Source organism: Cardinium endosymbiont cBtQ1 of Bemisia tabaci, from assembly GCF_000689375.1.
Taxonomy (GTDB): Bacteria; Bacteroidota; Bacteroidia; order Cytophagales; family Amoebophilaceae; genus Cardinium.
The window spans coordinates 55,410-73,784 of record NZ_CBQZ010000004.1; the positions used below are offsets into that span (position 1 = coordinate 55,410).

At 36.5% G+C, this 18,375-nt stretch carries 11 protein-coding genes and 3 pseudogenes; 9 read left to right on the forward strand and 5 right to left on the reverse strand.

Annotation, left to right across the window (positions count from 1 at the left end; genetic code table 11):
* Positions 1-68: 68 nt before the first annotated feature.
* The 4 genes from CHV_RS03725 to infB all read left to right on the forward strand — a co-directional run bounded on the left by CHV_RS03725 (position 69) and on the right by infB (position 7,188).
* On the forward strand, positions 69-1,580 hold the full coding sequence (locus CHV_RS03725; RefSeq protein WP_034577454.1) for an Npt1/Npt2 family nucleotide transporter: 1,512 nt from the start codon (positions 69-71) through the stop codon (positions 1,578-1,580).
* Between the two features lie 37 nt (positions 1,581-1,617).
* Positions 1,618-2,790 (forward strand): FtsW/RodA/SpoVE family cell cycle protein, encoded by a 1,173-nt coding sequence (locus CHV_RS03730; RefSeq protein ID WP_034577456.1) that lies wholly within the window; start codon positions 1,618-1,620, stop codon positions 2,788-2,790.
* Positions 2,791-3,136: 346 nt separating this feature from the next.
* Entirely contained in the window at positions 3,137-4,378 is a 1,242-nt protein-coding gene (gene nusA / locus CHV_RS03735) for a transcription termination factor NusA (protein WP_034577458.1), read from the forward strand.
* 35 nt (positions 4,379-4,413) lie between these two features.
* On the forward strand, positions 4,414-7,188 hold the full coding sequence (infB, locus tag CHV_RS03740; RefSeq protein ID WP_034577460.1) for a translation initiation factor IF-2: 2,775 nt from the start codon (positions 4,414-4,416) through the stop codon (positions 7,186-7,188).
* A 150-nt stretch (positions 7,189-7,338) separates the two neighbouring features.
* On the opposite strand, the gene CHV_RS03745 is transcribed toward infB, so the two are convergent.
* Positions 7,339-8,085: a YebC/PmpR family DNA-binding transcriptional regulator gene (locus CHV_RS03745; RefSeq protein WP_034577461.1), complete on the reverse strand. Its 747-nt coding sequence runs from the start codon at positions 8,083-8,085 to the stop codon at positions 7,339-7,341.
* A 291-nt stretch (positions 8,086-8,376) separates the two neighbouring features.
* Between CHV_RS03745 and CHV_RS05645 the strand changes: the two are divergent.
* A pseudogene (locus CHV_RS05645) lies at positions 8,377-8,508 on the forward strand (IS982 family transposase); the annotation flags it as partial.
* An 89-nt stretch (positions 8,509-8,597) separates the two neighbouring features.
* Here CHV_RS05645 and cysS read toward each other — a convergent pair.
* Positions 8,598-10,085: a cysteine--tRNA ligase gene (gene cysS / locus CHV_RS03750; protein ID WP_034577475.1), complete on the reverse strand. Its 1,488-nt coding sequence runs from the start codon at positions 10,083-10,085 to the stop codon at positions 8,598-8,600.
* Positions 10,086-10,222: 137 nt separating this feature from the next.
* On the opposite strand from cysS, the gene CHV_RS03755 reads away from it, so the two are divergent.
* The 3 genes from CHV_RS03755 to murG are packed head-to-tail and all read left to right on the forward strand — an operon-like array spanning position 10,223 to position 13,505.
* Positions 10,223-11,746, forward strand: coding sequence for a Do family serine endopeptidase (locus CHV_RS03755; protein ID WP_084303108.1), 1,524 nt, complete (start codon positions 10,223-10,225; stop codon positions 11,744-11,746).
* Positions 11,730-12,383 carry an LPS export ABC transporter periplasmic protein LptC gene (lptC, locus tag CHV_RS03760; RefSeq protein WP_191321625.1) on the forward strand — a complete coding sequence of 218 codons (654 nt, stop codon included), beginning with the start codon at positions 11,730-11,732 and terminating at the stop codon, positions 12,381-12,383. The genes CHV_RS03755 and lptC overlap by 17 nt, the downstream gene beginning before the upstream one ends.
* 15 nt (positions 12,384-12,398) lie before the next feature.
* A complete protein-coding gene (gene murG / locus CHV_RS03765) occupies positions 12,399-13,505 on the forward strand; it encodes an undecaprenyldiphospho-muramoylpentapeptide beta-N-acetylglucosaminyltransferase (protein WP_034577465.1) in 1,107 nt (368 codons plus the stop codon).
* Positions 13,506-13,802: 297 nt separating this feature from the next.
* Here murG and lipA read toward each other — a convergent pair whose 3' ends face one another.
* Positions 13,803-14,672 (reverse strand): lipoyl synthase, encoded by an 870-nt coding sequence (gene lipA, locus CHV_RS03770; RefSeq protein WP_034577467.1) that lies wholly within the window; start codon positions 14,670-14,672, stop codon positions 13,803-13,805.
* Positions 14,673-14,946: 274 nt separating this feature from the next.
* On the opposite strand from lipA, the gene abc-f reads away from it, so the two are divergent.
* Positions 14,947-16,548: a ribosomal protection-like ABC-F family protein gene (abc-f, locus tag CHV_RS03775; RefSeq protein WP_034577469.1), complete on the forward strand. Its 1,602-nt coding sequence runs from the start codon at positions 14,947-14,949 to the stop codon at positions 16,546-16,548.
* A 110-nt stretch (positions 16,549-16,658) separates the two neighbouring features.
* Here the strand turns inward: abc-f and CHV_RS03780 are convergent.
* A pseudogene (locus CHV_RS03780) lies at positions 16,659-17,535 on the reverse strand (IS982-like element ISCca4 family transposase).
* A 201-nt stretch (positions 17,536-17,736) separates the two neighbouring features.
* A pseudogene (locus tag CHV_RS05385) lies at positions 17,737-18,375 on the reverse strand (IS6 family transposase); the annotation flags it as partial.

An 18,375-nucleotide genomic window follows, 5' to 3' on the forward strand; every position in this document is an offset into this window, starting at 1 on the left:
AGATTACTGTCCATCTGTGATACGACGATTTGAATCGGTGAAATACATTTAATAATCTAAAAATCAATATGAAACAGGAAATCTTCCTATTAAAAAATTCGTATGCTACGCACTGGCCTATGAAGAGCAGTACGCTAAAAAAATTTTTTTCTATGGCTATTTTAATGTTTCTTATTCTACTGAATCAAAATTTAATTCGTAGTATAAAAGATAGTCTTGTCGTTACTTTAATAGGAGCAGAGGTATTGAGTTTTATCAAGCTATTTATTGAAATGCCCTCAGGGATTGTATTTGTAGTGATCTATACCCTCTTATGTAATAAGACGACCACAGAAAAAATCTTTAGAGGTATTATAGTTTTTTTTCTCTTTTTTTTCATCCTATTTGGTTTTTTTTTATTCCCTTATCAAGCGCTACTACAGCCTGATCCTTGTATAGTAGATGGTTGTATTACGCTCCATCCCCATTTTAAATGGTTTTTTATGATGTGGGGGAAATGGACATTGGTGCTTTTCTATGTAATGGGTGAACTTTGGCCTATGATTGTTTTTACCTTATTATATTGGCAGCTGGCCAATACTATAACTAAAACAGAAGAAGCAAGCCGATTTTACTTTTTTTGGAACTTAGTTGGACAAGCTAATCTACTTATTTCCAGCAGTATTATGGTTTATTTTTCTCGTAGTGATCATTTTTTATTGCCTTTTCTAGGGGTACGTAAAACAGAAATAGAACTAAAAATAGCTGCTCTTACGGTGATTATTATGCTCTTGTGTCTCTTTATCCTATTTGTACACAAGTATATTGAAAACCATATCATCTATGGTAAAGGCATGCCCCTTCGTATAAAGACCAAACTACAATTGGGTCTGTATGAAAGTTTTAAATTAGTTTCCAAGTCTAAATACCTCGGCTTAATCTGCATATTGATGATTTCTTACTCCACAGTTGTTCATTTAATAGAAGGACTCTGGCTTCATGAAACCAGTCTTTTTTATAAAAAAGACCCTACAAATTTTATCAATTATCAAGGTAAAGTCTTATTCTGGACAGGCATTTGTACCCTTACTTGTTCTTGTCTGGGCAATACAATTATTCAGAAACTAAGTTGGCTAGGTGCAGCACTGGTTACACCTATTACAACACTGGTAGTGGGCAGTTCTTTTTTTCTTTTTATAGTAGCAACGAATTTGAATTTTTTATCAGAGACTATAATGGGTATATCTACTTTAACAATTATTATAACTATAGGTGGTCTACAAAATGTATTGGCTAAAGGGACTAAATATGCTTTGTTTGATGCAACCAAAGAAATGGTATACATTCCTTTAGACCGTGAGATGGCTACAAAAGGCAAAGCAGCAGTGGATATACTAGGTGGGAAAATAGGAAAATCTATAGGTGCAATTGTACAAGTCATTTGTTATACTATCTTTGCTACAGCACAGCCCAATCAACTGGCGCCATTTTCAATGGTATTATTTATCTTAGTTTGCATCACTTGGATTGCAGCAGTGGCCATACTGTCAAAAAAATACCATAGACTAATAAAAAAGCCCGGTTACCCTACTTTTAACTAAGTGCATATAGGGGATATTAGGATATAGTCCATTACCTATGAAGCAGTTGATTAAAGAAAAAATCAAAGGAGATCCCATTATATGGGGCATTGCTTTTATATTCTCCCACCTCAGTATTCTAGCCGTTTATAGCGCTTCTAGTTCTTTAGCCTATAGACAAATGCATAATACTGAATATTATTTGATAAGGCAGGCGCTGCTTATAGGTGGCGGACTAGTTGCCATGTGGTTAAGCCACCGGATTGATTACCGCTACTATGCGGCTATCGCTAAAGTTGCCCTTTGGGTGTCTATTCCACTCTTGCTTGTAACCTGGCAGTATGGACTAAAATTAAATGAAGCTTCTCGTTGGCTGAATATCCCTTTTATTAATAAATCTTTTCAACCATCCGACTTAGCACAACTTTCCCTTATTATACGGATCGCCCATATGCTAGCTAAGCAACAAAAAAATATTACTTGCTTTACATCTGCCTGTTTGCCCATGTTAATCTGGTCTGGCCTCATTAGTGGGTTAATTGCTTTAACCAATTTTTCTTGTGCGATTCTATTATTTGCCACTTGCTTGACCCTTATGTTCATTGGTAGAATTCCTATCAAGTATTTACTGATTATTCTACTTACTGGTATATTAGTTGCAGGCGGTGCATTAATCTGGGGTCAACGTGGAGGAACAGCCCTGAAACGAATAGAAGGATTTATCAAAGGTAATGTCTCCTTTCAAGCTGAACAATCTTACATTGCTATTGCAACAGGTGGCCTTTTGGGTAAAGGGCCTGGTAATAGCACCCAACGCAACTTCTTACCCCACCCCTATTCCGACTTTATTTATGCCATCTTAATTGAAGAGTATGGCCTTATAGGCGGTATATTTGTCATAGTGCTCTATTTGCTTTTACTATATAGATCCATTGCTTTGTTGCCTACAACTTCTAGTTATTATGGCGGAATTTTAGCTATAGGTATAAGTCTTTTAATTGTATTTCAAGCTTTATTGAATATGTCAATTGCAGTAGGTCTGGGCCCTGTTACAGGCCTACCTTTACCATTTGTAAGTATGGGTGGCACTTCCGTTTTATTTACGGGTATTGCATTAGGAATTCTATTAAGCATTGGTCAAGGCGTAATCGATACAGAACTGATACATTTACAAAAAGAATTAGCCGGCATTCGCTATAATAGATACAAAAAAAATAGCAGAGATCGATAGCTTATGCAAAGTTTATTTTACTCTTTCTAAGAAAAGCTAAAATGGTTTAGAGATATTTTTTGTATATTGTGTGGGGTTTTTAATATTACTGCTGTAAACTGGCATTATGTTAAAAAAGTATAATTTTGTTGTGTAGGGTGCTACATGGCATCCATTTAGGATTGGATTTTTAGTTGTAGTAGTATAAATTTATTATTTTTAATCCCTACCATATATAACCTTTAATAAAAAAGTAAAACACGTAACCTAGTTTTAGCCCTGGTAAAGCAATTTGTGTTGCAGAGGTGCGGTTTCTCCTGCTTTTTGTGCATATTTTACCTTAATGCGTGCTTATGTTTAGTAACACATGGATAATAATAAATTAGTAGAGTCATTTGCAGAATTTGCCAAATCTAAAAATATTGATCGCCCCACCGTCATACGTATTTTAGAAGATGTATTACGTGCAGTTATGCTTAGCAAATTTGGAAATAGTGATAATTTTGATATAATTATCAACCTTGATAAAGGAGATCTTCAGATATGGCGTTTTCGTGAAGTAGTAGCAGATGATGCAGCAGATCGATGCGCCCCTGATAAAATACCCCTTTCAGAGGCTAGAAAAATAGAGGCTGATTTTGAACTAGGAGAAGAACTATCTGAAGAAATGAAAATTTCTGATTTTGGTAGAAGGCTGATTCTGGCTGCTAAGCAAATGCTAGTACAAAAGGTTCGAGAACTGGAAAAAGAATCCCTTTATAATAAATATGAACAACTGGTGGGTTCTTTGATTACAGCTGAAGTAAATCAAATTTTGAGTAAGGAAATCATTTTATTAGATGACGAAAGCAATGAGCTTTTTTTACCAAAATCAGAACAAATACCTAAGGATCAGTTTAAAAAAGGAGAATATGTTCGTGCGATTATCTCCAAGGTAACAATTAATAATGCAATACCTCGTGTTATACTTTCTAGGGCATCACCTATTTTTTTAGAAAAGTTATTTGAAAATGAGATTCCTGAAATCCAGGATGGGCTTATTGCGATAAAAAAAATTGTACGAGATCCAGGTGCTCGTGCAAAAGTAGCCGTTGAAACTTTTGACGACAGAATCGATCCAGTTGGCGCTTGTGTAGGCATCAAAGGATCTCGTATACACGGCATTGTCAAGGAAGTTCAGTATGAAAACATTGATATTATCAATTATACTGATAATTTAGAATTATATATTACACGTGCCCTCAGCCCTGCATGTATTAACCGAATCGAACAAAGCAATGATAGGATCTCTGTCTACTTGGATCCTAATCAAGTAGCACTAGCAATTGGTAAAGGGGGCCAAAATATTAAACTAGCTAGTCGGTTAATTGGCAAAGAACTAGATGTGTATAGGGATGTGTCCAACCATTTAGAAGAGCATGATATTCCACTTTCTGAGTTTAATGACACCATTGAACCTTGGATTTTAGAGGAACTACATAAAGTTGGTTTAGACTCCGCTAGAAGTGTTTTAACTTTGTCCAGAACAACCCTTGAGCAACGTATAGATTTAGAACAAGAAACAATAGACGAAATCTATGCTATATTAGATCAAGCGCTCAATCGTTGACCTAAATACATCCGCTAGGTAACGTAATACACCCTATGAATCAAGAAAAAAACATGCGACTTAGCCAAGTGGCTCGAAAATTAAATGTAGGAACAGAGACCCTTACTTCTTTTTTAGCTCAAAAAGGATTTGTGGTAGATAATAAGCCAAATGCTAAAATAACGATCGAACAATTTAACCTATTAGCTACTGAATTTGTCTCAGCTGGTATGGATAAAGAAGAAGCTGCACATGTAATCATTGGTAAAACCTACCTAAATATCGTTGCACCATCTGATAAGCATGATGGTACAAAAAGCAAAGAACCAGTACGAGTCCTACAAAAAGAAGCTATACCAGTAAAAGTGAAAGAAGGAGAACACCCCTCCCCTACCATACCTGCTCATTATGAATCTTCTATTCCAGTTTTACCTGGGTTAAAAACAGTTGGGAAAATTGACTTGGCTACTGAAAAAACGAAAGCTAAAGTCCCTTCTATGGTTCCTTCCATTCCAGTTGACACTGCAGCAATACCTCCTCCTTCAATAATAACGGAGGCCGATGCTAAGGCCCCTTATTTAGAAGAAAGAGTCGAACCACTCCCTGTTAAGCCAGAAAAAATATCTTTTTCAGAACCACTTAAAAGACCTACTATCCTAGGTAAAATGACCCTACCTGAACCTACTTTTAGAAGGCACAACCAGAACAATGGTCCTCTACTCCAAAAATCCAATGGTGGCATCGGTACACCTAAAATAGGGCGTACAAAACTACAAAATAGGTTCAAAAAGGGTATAGATAACGCTGCTACAGCCAGATCTATAAATGGTAAAAAAACAGGATTATCTAATTTTAATACAAACTCGGATGGCTTTCGTAAAGAAAAAGATCCTAAAACAAAATTAATTGCAAAAGAACAAGAAGGGGTATCCTCCCAAGAAATAGAAAGTCAAATCAAAAAAACCTTAGCAAAATTAAACCAAGGTACCGGCGATGCGACACGATCTAAATATAAGAAAGATAGGCGTAACGCCCATCTAAAAGCTGAAGAAAAACGTCAAATTCAAGAAAAAACAGCAGGAAAAATCTTAAGAATTACGGAATTTATTTCAGCGAGTGAACTCGCCTCTTTTATGGACACTACGGTAAATGAAGTACTTTCCACTTGTATGTCCTTAGGTATGATTATATCGATCAACCAGCGTCTGGATGCAGAAGCCATCACTGTAGTTGCAGATGAGTTTGGGTATAGTGTAGAATTTGTTGCCACACAAGAAGAAGAAGTCTATCAAGATATAGAAGAGACCAATGGTCCACTTGTAGAACGTCCACCTATTGTAACCATTATGGGACACGTAGACCATGGAAAAACTTCATTATTAGATTATATTCGTACTACAAAAGTAGCTGCAAAAGAAGCTGGCGGTATTACCCAGCATATTGGAGCCTATTCTATTATTACCGATCAAAACAAAAAGATTGTTTTCTTAGATACACCTGGCCATGAAGCTTTCACAGCTATGCGTAACAGGGGTGCACAGGTAACCGATATTATTGTAATTGTGATCGCTGCAGATGATAGCATTATGAACCAGACTAAAGAGTCAATCAGTCACGCGCAAGTAGCAGGTTGTCCTATTATTATTGCCATTAATAAAATGGATAAACCACAAGCCAACCCAGAGAAGGTTAAAAAAGATTTGGCTAATCTTAACATCCTAGTGGAGGATTGGGGTGGGAAATACCAATGCCAAGAACTATCGGCTAAAACAGGTCAAGGCGTCAACGACCTGTTAGAAAAAATTCTTCTCGAAGCTTCTCTGTTAAACTTACAAGCAACACCCTCTAGAAAGGCCAAGGGGACAATTATTGAGTCTTTCTTAGATCCTGGTAGGGGATATATATCTAGTGGTATTGTGCAAGATGGCACCTTACGGATAGGCGATATTATGCTAGCGGGTGTCTACTATGGAAAGGTAAAAGCGATGTTAAACCACCAAAGTATGACGCAAAAAATAGCGCCTCCCGCTACAGCTGTACAAGTATTGGGATTAAATGGTCCGCCCAGAGCAGGAGATACCTTTCGTGTGATGGGTAGTATAAAAGAAGCAGGGGAATTGGCACAAAAAAAGCAACAGATGTTGCGCGAGCAGACATTACGAACAAAATCTCAACTTACCCTAGATGAAATTGGACGTCGTTTAGCTGTAGGCAACTTCAAGGAGCTTAATATCATCATTAAAGGGGATATGGATGGTTCTATTGAAGCATTGGCGGATGCATTGCTTAACCTATCTCATGAAGAAGTAGCGGTGAATATTTTACATAAGTGTGTAGGAACCGTCTCAGAGTCCGACATACTCCTTGCTGCTGCTTCTAAAGCCATCATTATTGCTTTTCACATTAAACCATCTGCACAAGCTAAAAAATTCGCTGAAAGGGAAGGGGTAGAGATTAAATACTATTCAATTATTTATAGTGTTATAGATGACGTACGCAATGCGATACAGGGACTTTTAGCACCTACTATCGAAGAAGTACCTACAGGTCGAGCAGAGGTGAAAAAGATCTTTACTTTTTCAAAAATTGGTAATATTGCAGGATGTCAAGTTCAAACAGGTTTTATCAAACAATCTAACCCCATACGTGTCATTCGGAAAGAGCAAGTTGTATTTACAGGTCCCATTCAGACCATAAAGCATGGACTAGAAGAGATCAAACAGGTAAAATCTGTCTCTGAATGCGGTATACATATTAAAAATTTTGACGAAATTGAAGTAGGAGATATTATAGAGGGTTTTGAGCGAAAAGAAATTAAACGACAGCTTTAGTGCATGCTCTAGGGCTACTTTGTGGTTGAGTAAAAGGGATAGTAGGGTCTTTCTAAAAGAAAGATTCTTCTAACCCAAAAGTTCAAGCAGCCATAAATTTACTGATAGAATCAGGGGTAAATTTCCTTCGTGACAGCACCATCTAGTCTTTTAATCCCATAAAGCTTCCTGATCTGGTTGAATAGCAATATTATGGTAAACCTTTTGTACATCATCATCATCTTTTAACGCATCTATAAGCTTTATAAGCTTCAGCAATATAGCATCGTTTACTTGAACAAAAGTATGAGCAATATACTCTAAACCAGCAAAAATTGGTGCAATAGATTGTGTTTCTAAGTGTTTTTGTATGTTCCCAAAATTTTCTACTGCACAAATCACATGGGCAAATGGACCATTGTTTTCTAGTGCTTCTGCTCCTGCATCTATTAACCCTAAAGTAAAATCATCATAATCTTTAATATCAACAGAAGGAATGGTAAAAAAGCCTTTGTAATCAAACAAGAAAGTAATGGCACCATTTTTTTCTAGACTGCCTCGATATTTCGCAAAAATAGCCCGTACATTGGCTACCGTTCTAATCACTTTATCGGTCATACAAACCACCATGATGGCAACTCCATTTGGCCCATATCCCTCATAGGTCACTTCATGATAAGAAGCTACATCATGGCTACTTGCCTTACTAATGGCACGTAGTATGGCATCTTTTGGCATGTTAGCCCCCTTAGCATTTTGAATGGCCAAACGCAATCGTGGGTTAAATTCCGGTTCAGATCCGCCAGTTCTGGCTGCTACAGTTAGCTCTTTAACCAGCTTTGTAAATATTTTACTTTTTTTTGCATCATTTATAGTCTTCTTACGTTTTATATTAGACCACTTACTATGTCCTGCCATATTTTGCAAGTTTTTTATACAAAACAACTCTAAAACTGGTAATTAACTAATACAAATTTAATGACTTATTTGCTGATTAACAAATAATTATATAGTATTTCAGGGACGACTAAGTATTAACGAGGCTAATTTAGGTTCACTTTTGTTGCAGCCCACTATTTTGCAGCGTAATAAAGGTAACTTAGATCTGTAAGTCGCCTCACAAACCCAACCTCCTGCTAGATTCCCGAAATAGACAAATTAGCGTCTGGGGACTTTCACCCCATTTGTTTCACAACTGTACCGGCGTGCAGTCAGATAGAACATTACAGACATAGAAGTATACCTAATTTTATTGTCAATTTAATAACTGGTATTACTGCTTATGGGCTAAAAGAAAAAAAACCGGCTATATCTAATCTATATACAACTGGTTTACAATAACTATAATCCAGAGTTTAGGTTATTTAATATTTTTTAAATAGAGGCTAGAGCCCTATTTTGTCTAGTTAAGGCTATGGTAGCTGTTCAACCTATTGGTATGCCCAACATATCCCATTTTGATGGTCTTGTATGGCAATCCCCATTTTATGCAGCGAATGGCGTATAAAATCAATTTGATGGTAGCGCTTTTCTGCTTTGGCTTCTTGGTAAATGGTTTGTATCATTTCCATCATTTGATCAGTAGCGGCTTCACGTTCTTCTTTTAATCCTAAGAGGTCTATCATAAAAGTAGCATAGGTACTACGCAATTGGTTGAATGCGGTTGTTGAAACAGATGTATCACGTAGTATTCCATTGTGCCATCCATTTATCTTTTTTAATAAATTAAATAAACCTGCTAAAATTTTTGCCGTATTGAAGTCATCGTTTATAGCCCTATAGCAAGCTGCACAATCTTCATAGATCGCTTCATCTAATGCACCATTTTGGGTAGAAAAGGCAACTGTTTCATCATCGAGCTGAGCAAGCAAATACCAACCATTCATTAATTTACGGTATCCCTGATGAGCGGCTTTTAGCCCCTCTACGGTAACAGAAAGCGTGCTTCTGTAATGGGCCTGTAGTATAAAAAAGCGTAATGTCATAGGACTATAGGGTTGATCTATAGCCAGATGTTTGCCCGTGAAAAACGCATCTAATGTAATAAAATTACCCAATGATTTACCCATTTTGACCCCATCAATCGTAACCAAATTATTATGGAGCCAATAGGTAGCCAAATTCGTTTTTAAGGCAGCCTGTGCTTGGACTATTTCACACTCATGGTGTGGAAAAAGCAAATCCATTCCCCCTCCGTGTATATCAAATTGTTTACCTAAATATTTTGCCGACATGGCAGAGCATTCTATATGCCATCCAGGAAAACCCTCTCCCCATGGAGAAGACCAACGCATAATATGCATAGGTGTTGCTTTTTTCCATAAAGCAAAGTCTACTGGTTTTTTTTTGTCTATTTGATTTGCCAATGCACGCGTTCCTGAGCGAGCCGCTTCTATAATCCTTCGTGAAAGTTTGCCATAATGATCCATTTGGTTGTATTTGGCTACGTCAAAATAGACCGACCCATCTACAACATAAGCAAATCCATGTTCGATAATCTTTTTAATCATCGCAATTTGCTCTGGAATATGTCCACTTGCACAAGGCTCAATGCTAGGAGGTAATACATTAAGCTGTTGCATATTTCTACGATAGTTATTGGTATAGCGTTGCGCTACCTCCATTGGACTTACCGCCTCTAGCTCAGCTTGCTGTTGTATTTTGTCCTTGCCTTCATCTAAATCCCTTTCTAAATGGCCTACATCTGTAATGTTGCGCACATACCGCACTTTATACTTCAAATGTTGCAGATAACGAAAAACTATATCAAAAGTAATAGCTGCACGTGCATGACCTAGATGTGGGTTCCCATAGACAGTGGGACCACATAAATACATGCCCACAAAAGGCGGATTAAGGGGCTGAAACACTTCTTTTTGCCTAGTTAGGCTGTTGTAGATCCGTAATATTTGATGCATCTTTGTATAGGTCAAAAATATTTTAGATTTTTGCTGGCGTAGGACTGGTAGTCTTTTTGGTAGGCCAGTTGGATTAGTTGCCATCCCTTTCTAGGGCACAAGAAAATAACATGTAAAAATACAAAAATAAAATTGCTATGTACGAACAGCGTAATAAGTATACCGCAGTTAAAAAATTATCTGGTACTGCTATTGTCGTTATAATGGGGTTATGGTTGGTTGCGCCTTATGCAGGGAAAAAAAGCTTAGCGCCGGTTACGCATCTCCAGCAAGTTACTATTGTAGAGCCTACTCAACCATTACAAGATAGGCTATCCCTACCAGAAGGTAAATCTGTACTACCCCCTTTACCTGATTTTACCTATGCCGCTAAAGTAGCCACACCAGCCGTGGTCTACATCCAAGCCTCTCAGGATCCTAAAATCCTGAAACGAGAGGCTATTACACCATTAGAGCAATTTTTCAAACAGTTTTTTGGAGAAGGATTATTGATTCCTAAGGAATATGAACAGAGACCTCAAGTCTCTACTGGTTCTGGGGTGATTTATACCAGTAATGGATACATTATTACCAATAATCATGTAGTGGAGGGAGCAGACCAAATAGAAGTGACCTTACATGACAATAGACGTTATAAAGCAAAATTGGTTGGTTCGGATCCTGCTACAGACTTAGCAGTTTTAAAAATTGAAGCATCCAATCTTTCTATTTTGGTATTAGGTAGTTCGGATAAATTAGAGGTAGGAGAGTGGGTTTTAGCAGTTGGTAATCCATTTAACTTGTATTCTACTGTTACCAAAGGAATTGTAAGTGCGAAATCTAGACATTTAAATGAGACTAGCACAAAAATTGGTATTCAATCTTTTATTCAAACTGATGCAGCGATTAACCCGGGTAATAGTGGTGGTGCATTGGTCAATTTATATGGGGAATTAGTAGGCATTAATACAGCTATCTATGCAACTAGATCAGCTTCTTTTGTAGGATATGGCTTTGCTATACCTTCTTCTTTGGTGAAAAAAGTAGCCGATGATTTCATTCAGTATGGTGCTGTACAACGTGTCCTATTGGGTGTGGCTATTTGCGATATGAATGCTGAATTGGCCAAAAAATTGGGTTTAAAAATAACCACTGGTGTCTATATTGATACAGTTCAGGACGATAGTCCTTGCACAAAATTGTTTCAAAAAGAAGATGTTATTATACAAATTAATAGCCGATCAATTCATAAATGTGCAGATTTACAAGAAGTAATAGGTTGTGCCAAACCAGGTGATCAGCTTACCGTTATCCTATATCGTAAGGGTAAAGAAAAGCGCGTTAATCTATTGTTAGAAAAAGCACCTGATGTTATACAAGTAATACTAAAAAATAATATATTAAAAGCGGAAGGTGCTACTTTTCAGAATATAGATGAAAAAACAAAAGCCAAATATAAGCTTACAGGTGGGGTGCTAGTGCAAGAGATTACTAAGGGTAAATTTAAAGCTGCTGGCCTTAAAAAAGGCTATATTGTACTGGCTTTCGATAAACAACCGGTTAAAGGTATAGTGGATTTCGCTGAAATGATTCGAAGTACAAAAGCAGAAGCAGTACTCATACAGGTGATGGAGCCTAATACAGGAGAGGTCAGTTATTTGGCAGTTGAATGGGCCAAATAGGCTACTGCTCATCGAGTGTAATAAAGTTTGTTATATTTTGGAGGTTATAGTTGAGTACAATGATCAAAAAAGCTTTTTTGCTTATCGATCTAATTATTTGATCGTGCAGTTATGTCTTGCCCTAATCGGCTTATGCGGGCCAGCCTATGCGGAAAATGATGCACCAGATGAGGTCCCTTTACTGGAAACTACCCGATTTGAGTTATTGGGTACAGATTGTAATGGTAGGTTGCAAGTGACCATTAAAGCATATGAGATGTGCCAATCCCAAAATGGAAATGTAACCTTAACAGATGATATAAAAATCGTTATATTAAGCAATAAGGTAGATCAAGAAAAAGCTCCTATTTATATTCAAGCCAATAAGCTTCTTTACAATAAAGAACAAAGCCTGTGTATCATAACAGGAAACATTCTCGTTAGTGTCCCAGAAAAACAACTGACCATCCGAACCGAACAGTTGTCATACGATATGAAGCAAGAAATAATATTTACAGATCTACCTATTATAATAGCACACAAATCCTATGAGTTAAAAGGGATTGGGTTACGTGCTACAAGGGATTTAACTCAGTATACGGTTACAATGCCTAATGGCATAGTAGAGATTGATCAAGCACCTGTCCTAAAAGATTAATTCATTATACTATTTATGCGTATTTTGGTCGGTTGTGGAGGTACAGGCGGACATATTTATCCTGCTATAGCTATTGCGGATGGCATTAAGAAGCAGGTTCCAGATGCAGTTTTCTTATTTGTAGGGACAAAAAAAAGTAGTGAAGTAGGGCTGGTAGTTGCTGCTGGTTATCCTATTATGCGGATTAGTATAAAAGGATTGGCAAGGAATAGCATCTTTAAAAACCTATTAATGCCTTTTTTTCTTTTAAAAAGTTTATACCAAGCAAGACGTATTATTAAATCATTTAAACCTGATTTAGTTATTGGAACTGGAGGGTATGCCTCTTTTCCTACATTGTTTGTAGCTTCCATGCAAAAAATTCCTACGCTTATTCAAGAACAAAATAGTGTAGCTGGGTTAACCAATAGATTGCTTTCTAGATGGGTAACTAAAGTTTGTACAGGTTATCCAGATGTTATTTTCCCTTGTGAAAAGGAAAAGATAGTGTATACAGGTAATCCCATACGTTCTTCGCTCTGTACCTTCCAAGAAGATCGAATGGATGCACTTGAGTATTTTAGTTTTTCTGCTTTTCAAAATAAAAAGTGTCTGCTTGTAGTTGGTGGGAGTGGAGGTGCAAAGATATTGAATACAACGATTCTGGAATGGAAAGATCACTTGTCTAACTTGGATATACAAATTATATGGATTACAGGTAAGCGCTACTTTAAGCCAATTAAAAAAGCAATGAGTGATTATCCTTATATAAAATGTTATCCCTATTTAAGCAATATGGAAATGGCTTATACAGCAGCGGATATTGTTGTTTCTAGAGGTGGCGCGTTATCTATTGCGGAGCTTTGTGTATGGAGGAAACCGACCATTTTGGTGCCATCATCTAATGTGGTAGAAGATCACCAAACCAAGAACAGTTTATTATTGGCCCATCGTGGAGCTGTTATACTTATTACAGATCAGGAATGTCCTTTTCTACTCATACCTAAAATAGTAGAATTATTTAATGACGAACCGCAACAATTAAAATTAGTTAAGCAAATGGAACCTTTTACGGCATCACATGCCAACGCTCAACATAAGGTAGCTGCAATAGCACTTGATTTAGTTAAACTGAACCGTTAAAATAAGGCAATAATCTTGGAATAATAGCAAACACGGACACTAAGTTTGAAATAAAAACTCCAATTTAATGGTCTTTTTGAAACAAACGCGACAGAACTATGCTAAGAAAAGCCCTTATAAGTCAATCTTTTTTTTTAATTTCATAAATATGTCAGTAATCCGTATCAGCCACTTCTGTTCTGGATTTAGCCTGCTGTTTAGTCCCAGTAAAACGTGGTTTGAATTTATAGTAAAGCATCTTGGATTCTTCTGGGTTATATAGTCGGCTAAAAAATCAAATATAGGGACAACAGAACCTTATTTTTGCACGTGTCGCTCTGCATGATATGAGGAGCGTACGAGTGGACCTGACTCTACATAGGAAAATCCTCGTTTGAGCGCCTCCTCTTTAAAATGGGCAAATTTATCTGGATGTATAAAAGCAGCTACTTCAAGATGTTGTTTGGTAGGTTGCAGATATTGACCCAGCGTTAAAACATCCAATCCATTCTCCAGTAGATCATCCATTACTTGATAAACCTCTTCATCTGTTTCTCCTAATCCGAGCATAATACTCGATTTAGAGCGTTTACCATATGTTTTAATCCTTCTAAGCTGCTCCAAACTTCTGGCATACTTAGCCTGAGGACGAACGGTTTTATAAAGGCGTTCTACCGTTTCTATATTATGAGAAACCACTTCTTGTCCGGCACTAATCATCCGCTCTAATGCCCACCAAATGGCCTTTACATCTGGAATTAATGTCTCTATAGTGGTAGTAGGATTCAAAGCTTTGATGGCTGTAACGGTTTGATACCAAATTTCTGCCCCACAATCCTTTAGTTCATCTCTATTTACCGAAGTAATAACCGCATGCTTAACCCCCATTAAATGAATGGCTTCTGCAACGCGTTTTGGTTCTTCTCGATCATAAGCAGTAGGTCGTCCAGTAACCACCGCACAAAAGGCACAACTGCGCGTACAAATATTGCCCAATATCATAAAAGTAGCCGTACCGGCCCCCCAACATTCTCCCATATTGGGACAGTTCCCACTGGTACAAATAGTGTGTAGCTTATACCGATCTACAATGTCACGTACAGCTGTATAGTGCTTACCTATAGGTAACTTAACCCGTAACCAATCTGGCCGTTCAGCGGGTCTAATTGATGGCGTTTTTTGCTTCATGAAAAAGATTAAAAAATAGCTTAAAGCTTCATAGCCTGTAGTACCTCAATATATTAAAACTTGTACAATATTTGGTTTGCTTACCAAAATATAGGCTATACCATCTAGTTGATCCATTCAGTGCAGATAGTAGGCATACGATATATCGAAAATTATCTTATATTTGCATGCTATAGGATAGAACAAATAGTTTAATCGCCTTTCTACCAGTATACTTTCTGTTTGGAAGCGATATTTTCCCGCTAAAATAAGCTAAAAAAACAAATAAAATTACATGATTGTAATCAATGATCTTACCTATCATTTGGGCAAGCGAACTTTATATGATTCAGCTTCGTTACATATTAAACCCAAGGATAAAATTGGCCTAGTAGGTCCTAATGGAGCTGGAAAGTCTACTCTGTTAAAGATTATTACCGGTACGCTTACACCAGATAGTGGCAAAGTCACTAAAAGAAAAGAATGTTCCATTGGTTTTCTGAATCAGGATTTACTTTCTTATCAATCTCAGGATAACATTCGGAATGTAGCCATGCAAGCTTTTAGTGCAGCATTGACTACGCAAAAAAAAATTGAGTCTTTGTGTCAACAGATGGAGGTAAACTATTCTGATGATTTACTGATGGAGCTATCTAATCTCCAAGAAACCTTTGAAAGAATAGGAGGATATGATATACAGTCAAGGACCGATGCCATGTTAGAGGGTATGGGTTTTGCGACTAAGGATTTAGACCGTTCGCTTTCTGAGTTTTCAGGCGGATGGCGCATGCGGGTTATGTTTGCTAAATTGCTTTTACAAGAACCCTCTTTGTTGATATTAGATGAACCAACCAACCATCTAGATTTGGTTTCAATTAAGTGGGTAGAAGGCTATTTAAAGAATTACGATAGTGCCTTTATAGTAGTTTCGCATGATAGAAGCTTTTTGGATGGTACAACTACTAAAATTGTAGAGATTTCGGATAAAAAATTTATCATTTATGTAGGGAACTATAGTGACTACGCCATACAAAAAGCAGAAAGGAGTACTTTACTAGAAAACGCCTATGCCAATCAACAAAAACAGCTGAAACACGCCCAAGAATTTATAGACCGTTTTAGAGCAAAGGCTAGTAAAGCCAAACTGGTCCAGTCTAGGATTAAAGCATTGGATAAGGTAGAGAAGGTAGAAACACCCACTATGCATCGTAAAACGATAAAGTTCCAATTTACGATCAAGCAAAATCCAAGTAAAATTATTACCGTAATAGAAAAAATAAATAAGTCTTATGGTACGGTAAATATTCTAAAAGATGCGACCATACAAATTGACAGAGGAGATAAAATCGCCTTAATTGGTGCAAATGGACGGGGTAAAACTACGTTGCTGCGTATTATAGCTGGCCATGCGCTAGCCGAGCAACAACAAAGAAGTTTTGGTAATAATGTAGAGATGGCTTTTTATGCGCAGCATCAGTTAGAAGCCTTGAATATAGAACATACCATTATAGAAGCTTTACATGCCCATAATAGCAATGAATGCACTGAACAAGAGCTGCGTGCCATAGCGGGTATGTTTCTTTTTACTAAAGATGATGTATATAAAAAAATAGCAGTCCTTTCTGGTGGAGAAAAAGCACGGGTTGCTCTAGCAACGGTATTACTTTCTCAAGCAAACTTTTTAGTACTCGACGAGCCAACCAACCATTTAGATATACAATCTATTGATACACTCGGACAAGCCCTACAGCAATATGAAGGTACTTGTTTGTTTGTATCGCATGACCGTAACTTTATCCAACAGTTAGCCAATAAAATTTGGTATATTGAAAACAAAAAAGTAAAGGTATTTCCCGGAAGTTATGAAGCATTTCAAGAAGCAGTGGATCTAACCTAAAGGGAATCAAATATAGTTTTTTCTATATCTAGCCAATAGGTCCTCTGTTTAGGTAAAAAGCCGCTGCTATAAAAATCTTTTTTATATCTAACGTCAGTTTCGGATTAGACTTATTGTAAACCAGTTGTATATATATTATCTATAGCCGGTTTTTTCTCTTTTAGTGAATAAGCTGTAATACCAGCTATTAAATTGACAATAAAATTAGGTATACTTCTATGCCTGGAGTGTTCTATCTGACTAATATTTTTAAGCTGATCGATAATGGTTTCAATGATAGATCTCTTTCGAAGCATTAGCCTATCCCAGATAGGCATGAAAGCATTTTTCATATTTTTTCTGATTTGAGTAATCAGTTCTATGCCTTTTCCCATAAGTTTTTCAAATAATTCTTTACTCAAGTAGCCTTTATCAGCAAATACTTTTCCGATCAAATTTTTACATAAGTTTTCTACTGGCCATCTATCATTGGACTTACCTGTAGTAAGAGAAAAATTCATAATTTCTCCTAAATCATTGACAATCAAGTTTAATTTGATTCCGTAAAACCATCCAGTAGTAGTTTTACCTTTACTAGCAATTGTCTTAAATACTTTATGAGCATAAGCTCTTTTTATATTACAAACCTTTATAGCGGTTGAATCCATAAAATAACAGCCTGTTCTCGTTTTAGAAAGACTTTAGAGAAAAAAAGTAAAATGGAACTACTGTTCTTTGAACTAGGGATATAAATCTACTATAGCTTACTAACTTGCAAAAGTCATTAGAATGAAATTGTTGTAAATGAATATAATACAACTTAAAATTTCTAAAGCCAATTACATGAAAAGCAATTAATATTGTCATTATTTCGCTCAAAGTCAGTGAACATGTTCTAGTAGGTTTTCTATCTGAAGTAGGTAACAAATGTGATTCCATATAAGGCATAAATTTTATAAGAAATTCATCAACAGCGTAATATATTTCAACTAATTTTGATACATTCATATCCGGCTCCTTTGGTTTTTATGATTATTTTTCAATCCCACAAATTTAAAACACAAAGGAGCTTTTTATACTCTTTTCTTAATTTCTAATCCAAAACTGACGTGTATAATCTAGATATAGTATTGTTATTTTAATTTTTAGGATCTGTCGCATCTACATTGAATTTTTCCTAGTTCTCCGGTTTGTCTTAAAAATTGGATATTATGCGGCCATAATCTTGGAAAAGTTTTCAAAAGTAGAATTCTGTTTTTTAGTTCCGATTAATTGTCCTTTTTGAATGATTCTAATATTTTCTATCCCTTTTATAGTAATGGCAGCAGCATGGAAATTCTTAAACCCTAGCATAGTCTTTATCCGTTTTTTGATAAACCTGTGGTCTTGCTCGACTCTATTATTCAGGTATTTGTTTTGAAATATTGGAATTTTATGATCTTGATCTAGTTCTGTATTTAAAGCATCAAGCGCAGCCTTATTACTACCGCTTTTATCAACTACCACTTTAGAAGGAATATTATTACAGCTGATAGCCTTACGAAAAAAATAAAGAGCTGCAGACTTGTCTCTACTTTCACTTAGAAAAAAGTCAACTGTATCTCCATAACGATCTACTGCTCTATATAAATAGATCCACTTACCATTCATCTTTACGTAAGTTTCTATCCATTCTCCAACTACTACTAACTGGGCGTTTCGTCTTCTTACTTCTTGATCTATGAGGGAACAAACTTAATAACCATCTTATAAGTGATGATCAATCTTGCGCCTCTGATATGCATCATTCTCTTCCAGATCTCTATAGCTTAAACGAAAAACGACATTTCATGTATACAAATAGTAAGA

Excerpts from the sequence above, each read along its gene's own strand:
- CHV_RS03730 (WP_034577456.1), top strand. The coding sequence starts at position 1,618 with ATGAAGCAGTTGATTAAAGAAAAAATCAAAGGAGATCCCATTATATGG.
- infB (WP_034577460.1), top strand. The coding sequence starts at position 4,414 with ATGAATCAAGAAAAAAACATGCGACTTAGCCAAGTGGCTCGAAAATTA.
- lipA (WP_034577467.1), bottom strand. The coding sequence starts at position 14,672 with ATGAAGCAAAAAACGCCATCAATTAGACCCGCTGAACGGCCAGATTGG.
- murG (WP_034577465.1), top strand. The coding sequence starts at position 12,399 with ATGCGTATTTTGGTCGGTTGTGGAGGTACAGGCGGACATATTTATCCT.
- nusA (WP_034577458.1), top strand. The coding sequence starts at position 3,137 with ATGGATAATAATAAATTAGTAGAGTCATTTGCAGAATTTGCCAAATCT.
- CHV_RS03755 (WP_084303108.1), top strand. The coding sequence starts at position 10,223 with ATGTACGAACAGCGTAATAAGTATACCGCAGTTAAAAAATTATCTGGT.
- CHV_RS03725 (WP_034577454.1), top strand. The coding sequence starts at position 69 with ATGAAACAGGAAATCTTCCTATTAAAAAATTCGTATGCTACGCACTGG.
- CHV_RS03745 (WP_034577461.1), bottom strand. The coding sequence starts at position 8,085 with ATGGCAGGACATAGTAAGTGGTCTAATATAAAACGTAAGAAGACTATA.
- abc-f (WP_034577469.1), top strand. The coding sequence starts at position 14,947 with ATGATTGTAATCAATGATCTTACCTATCATTTGGGCAAGCGAACTTTA.
- cysS (WP_034577475.1), bottom strand. The coding sequence starts at position 10,085 with ATGCATCAAATATTACGGATCTACAACAGCCTAACTAGGCAAAAAGAA.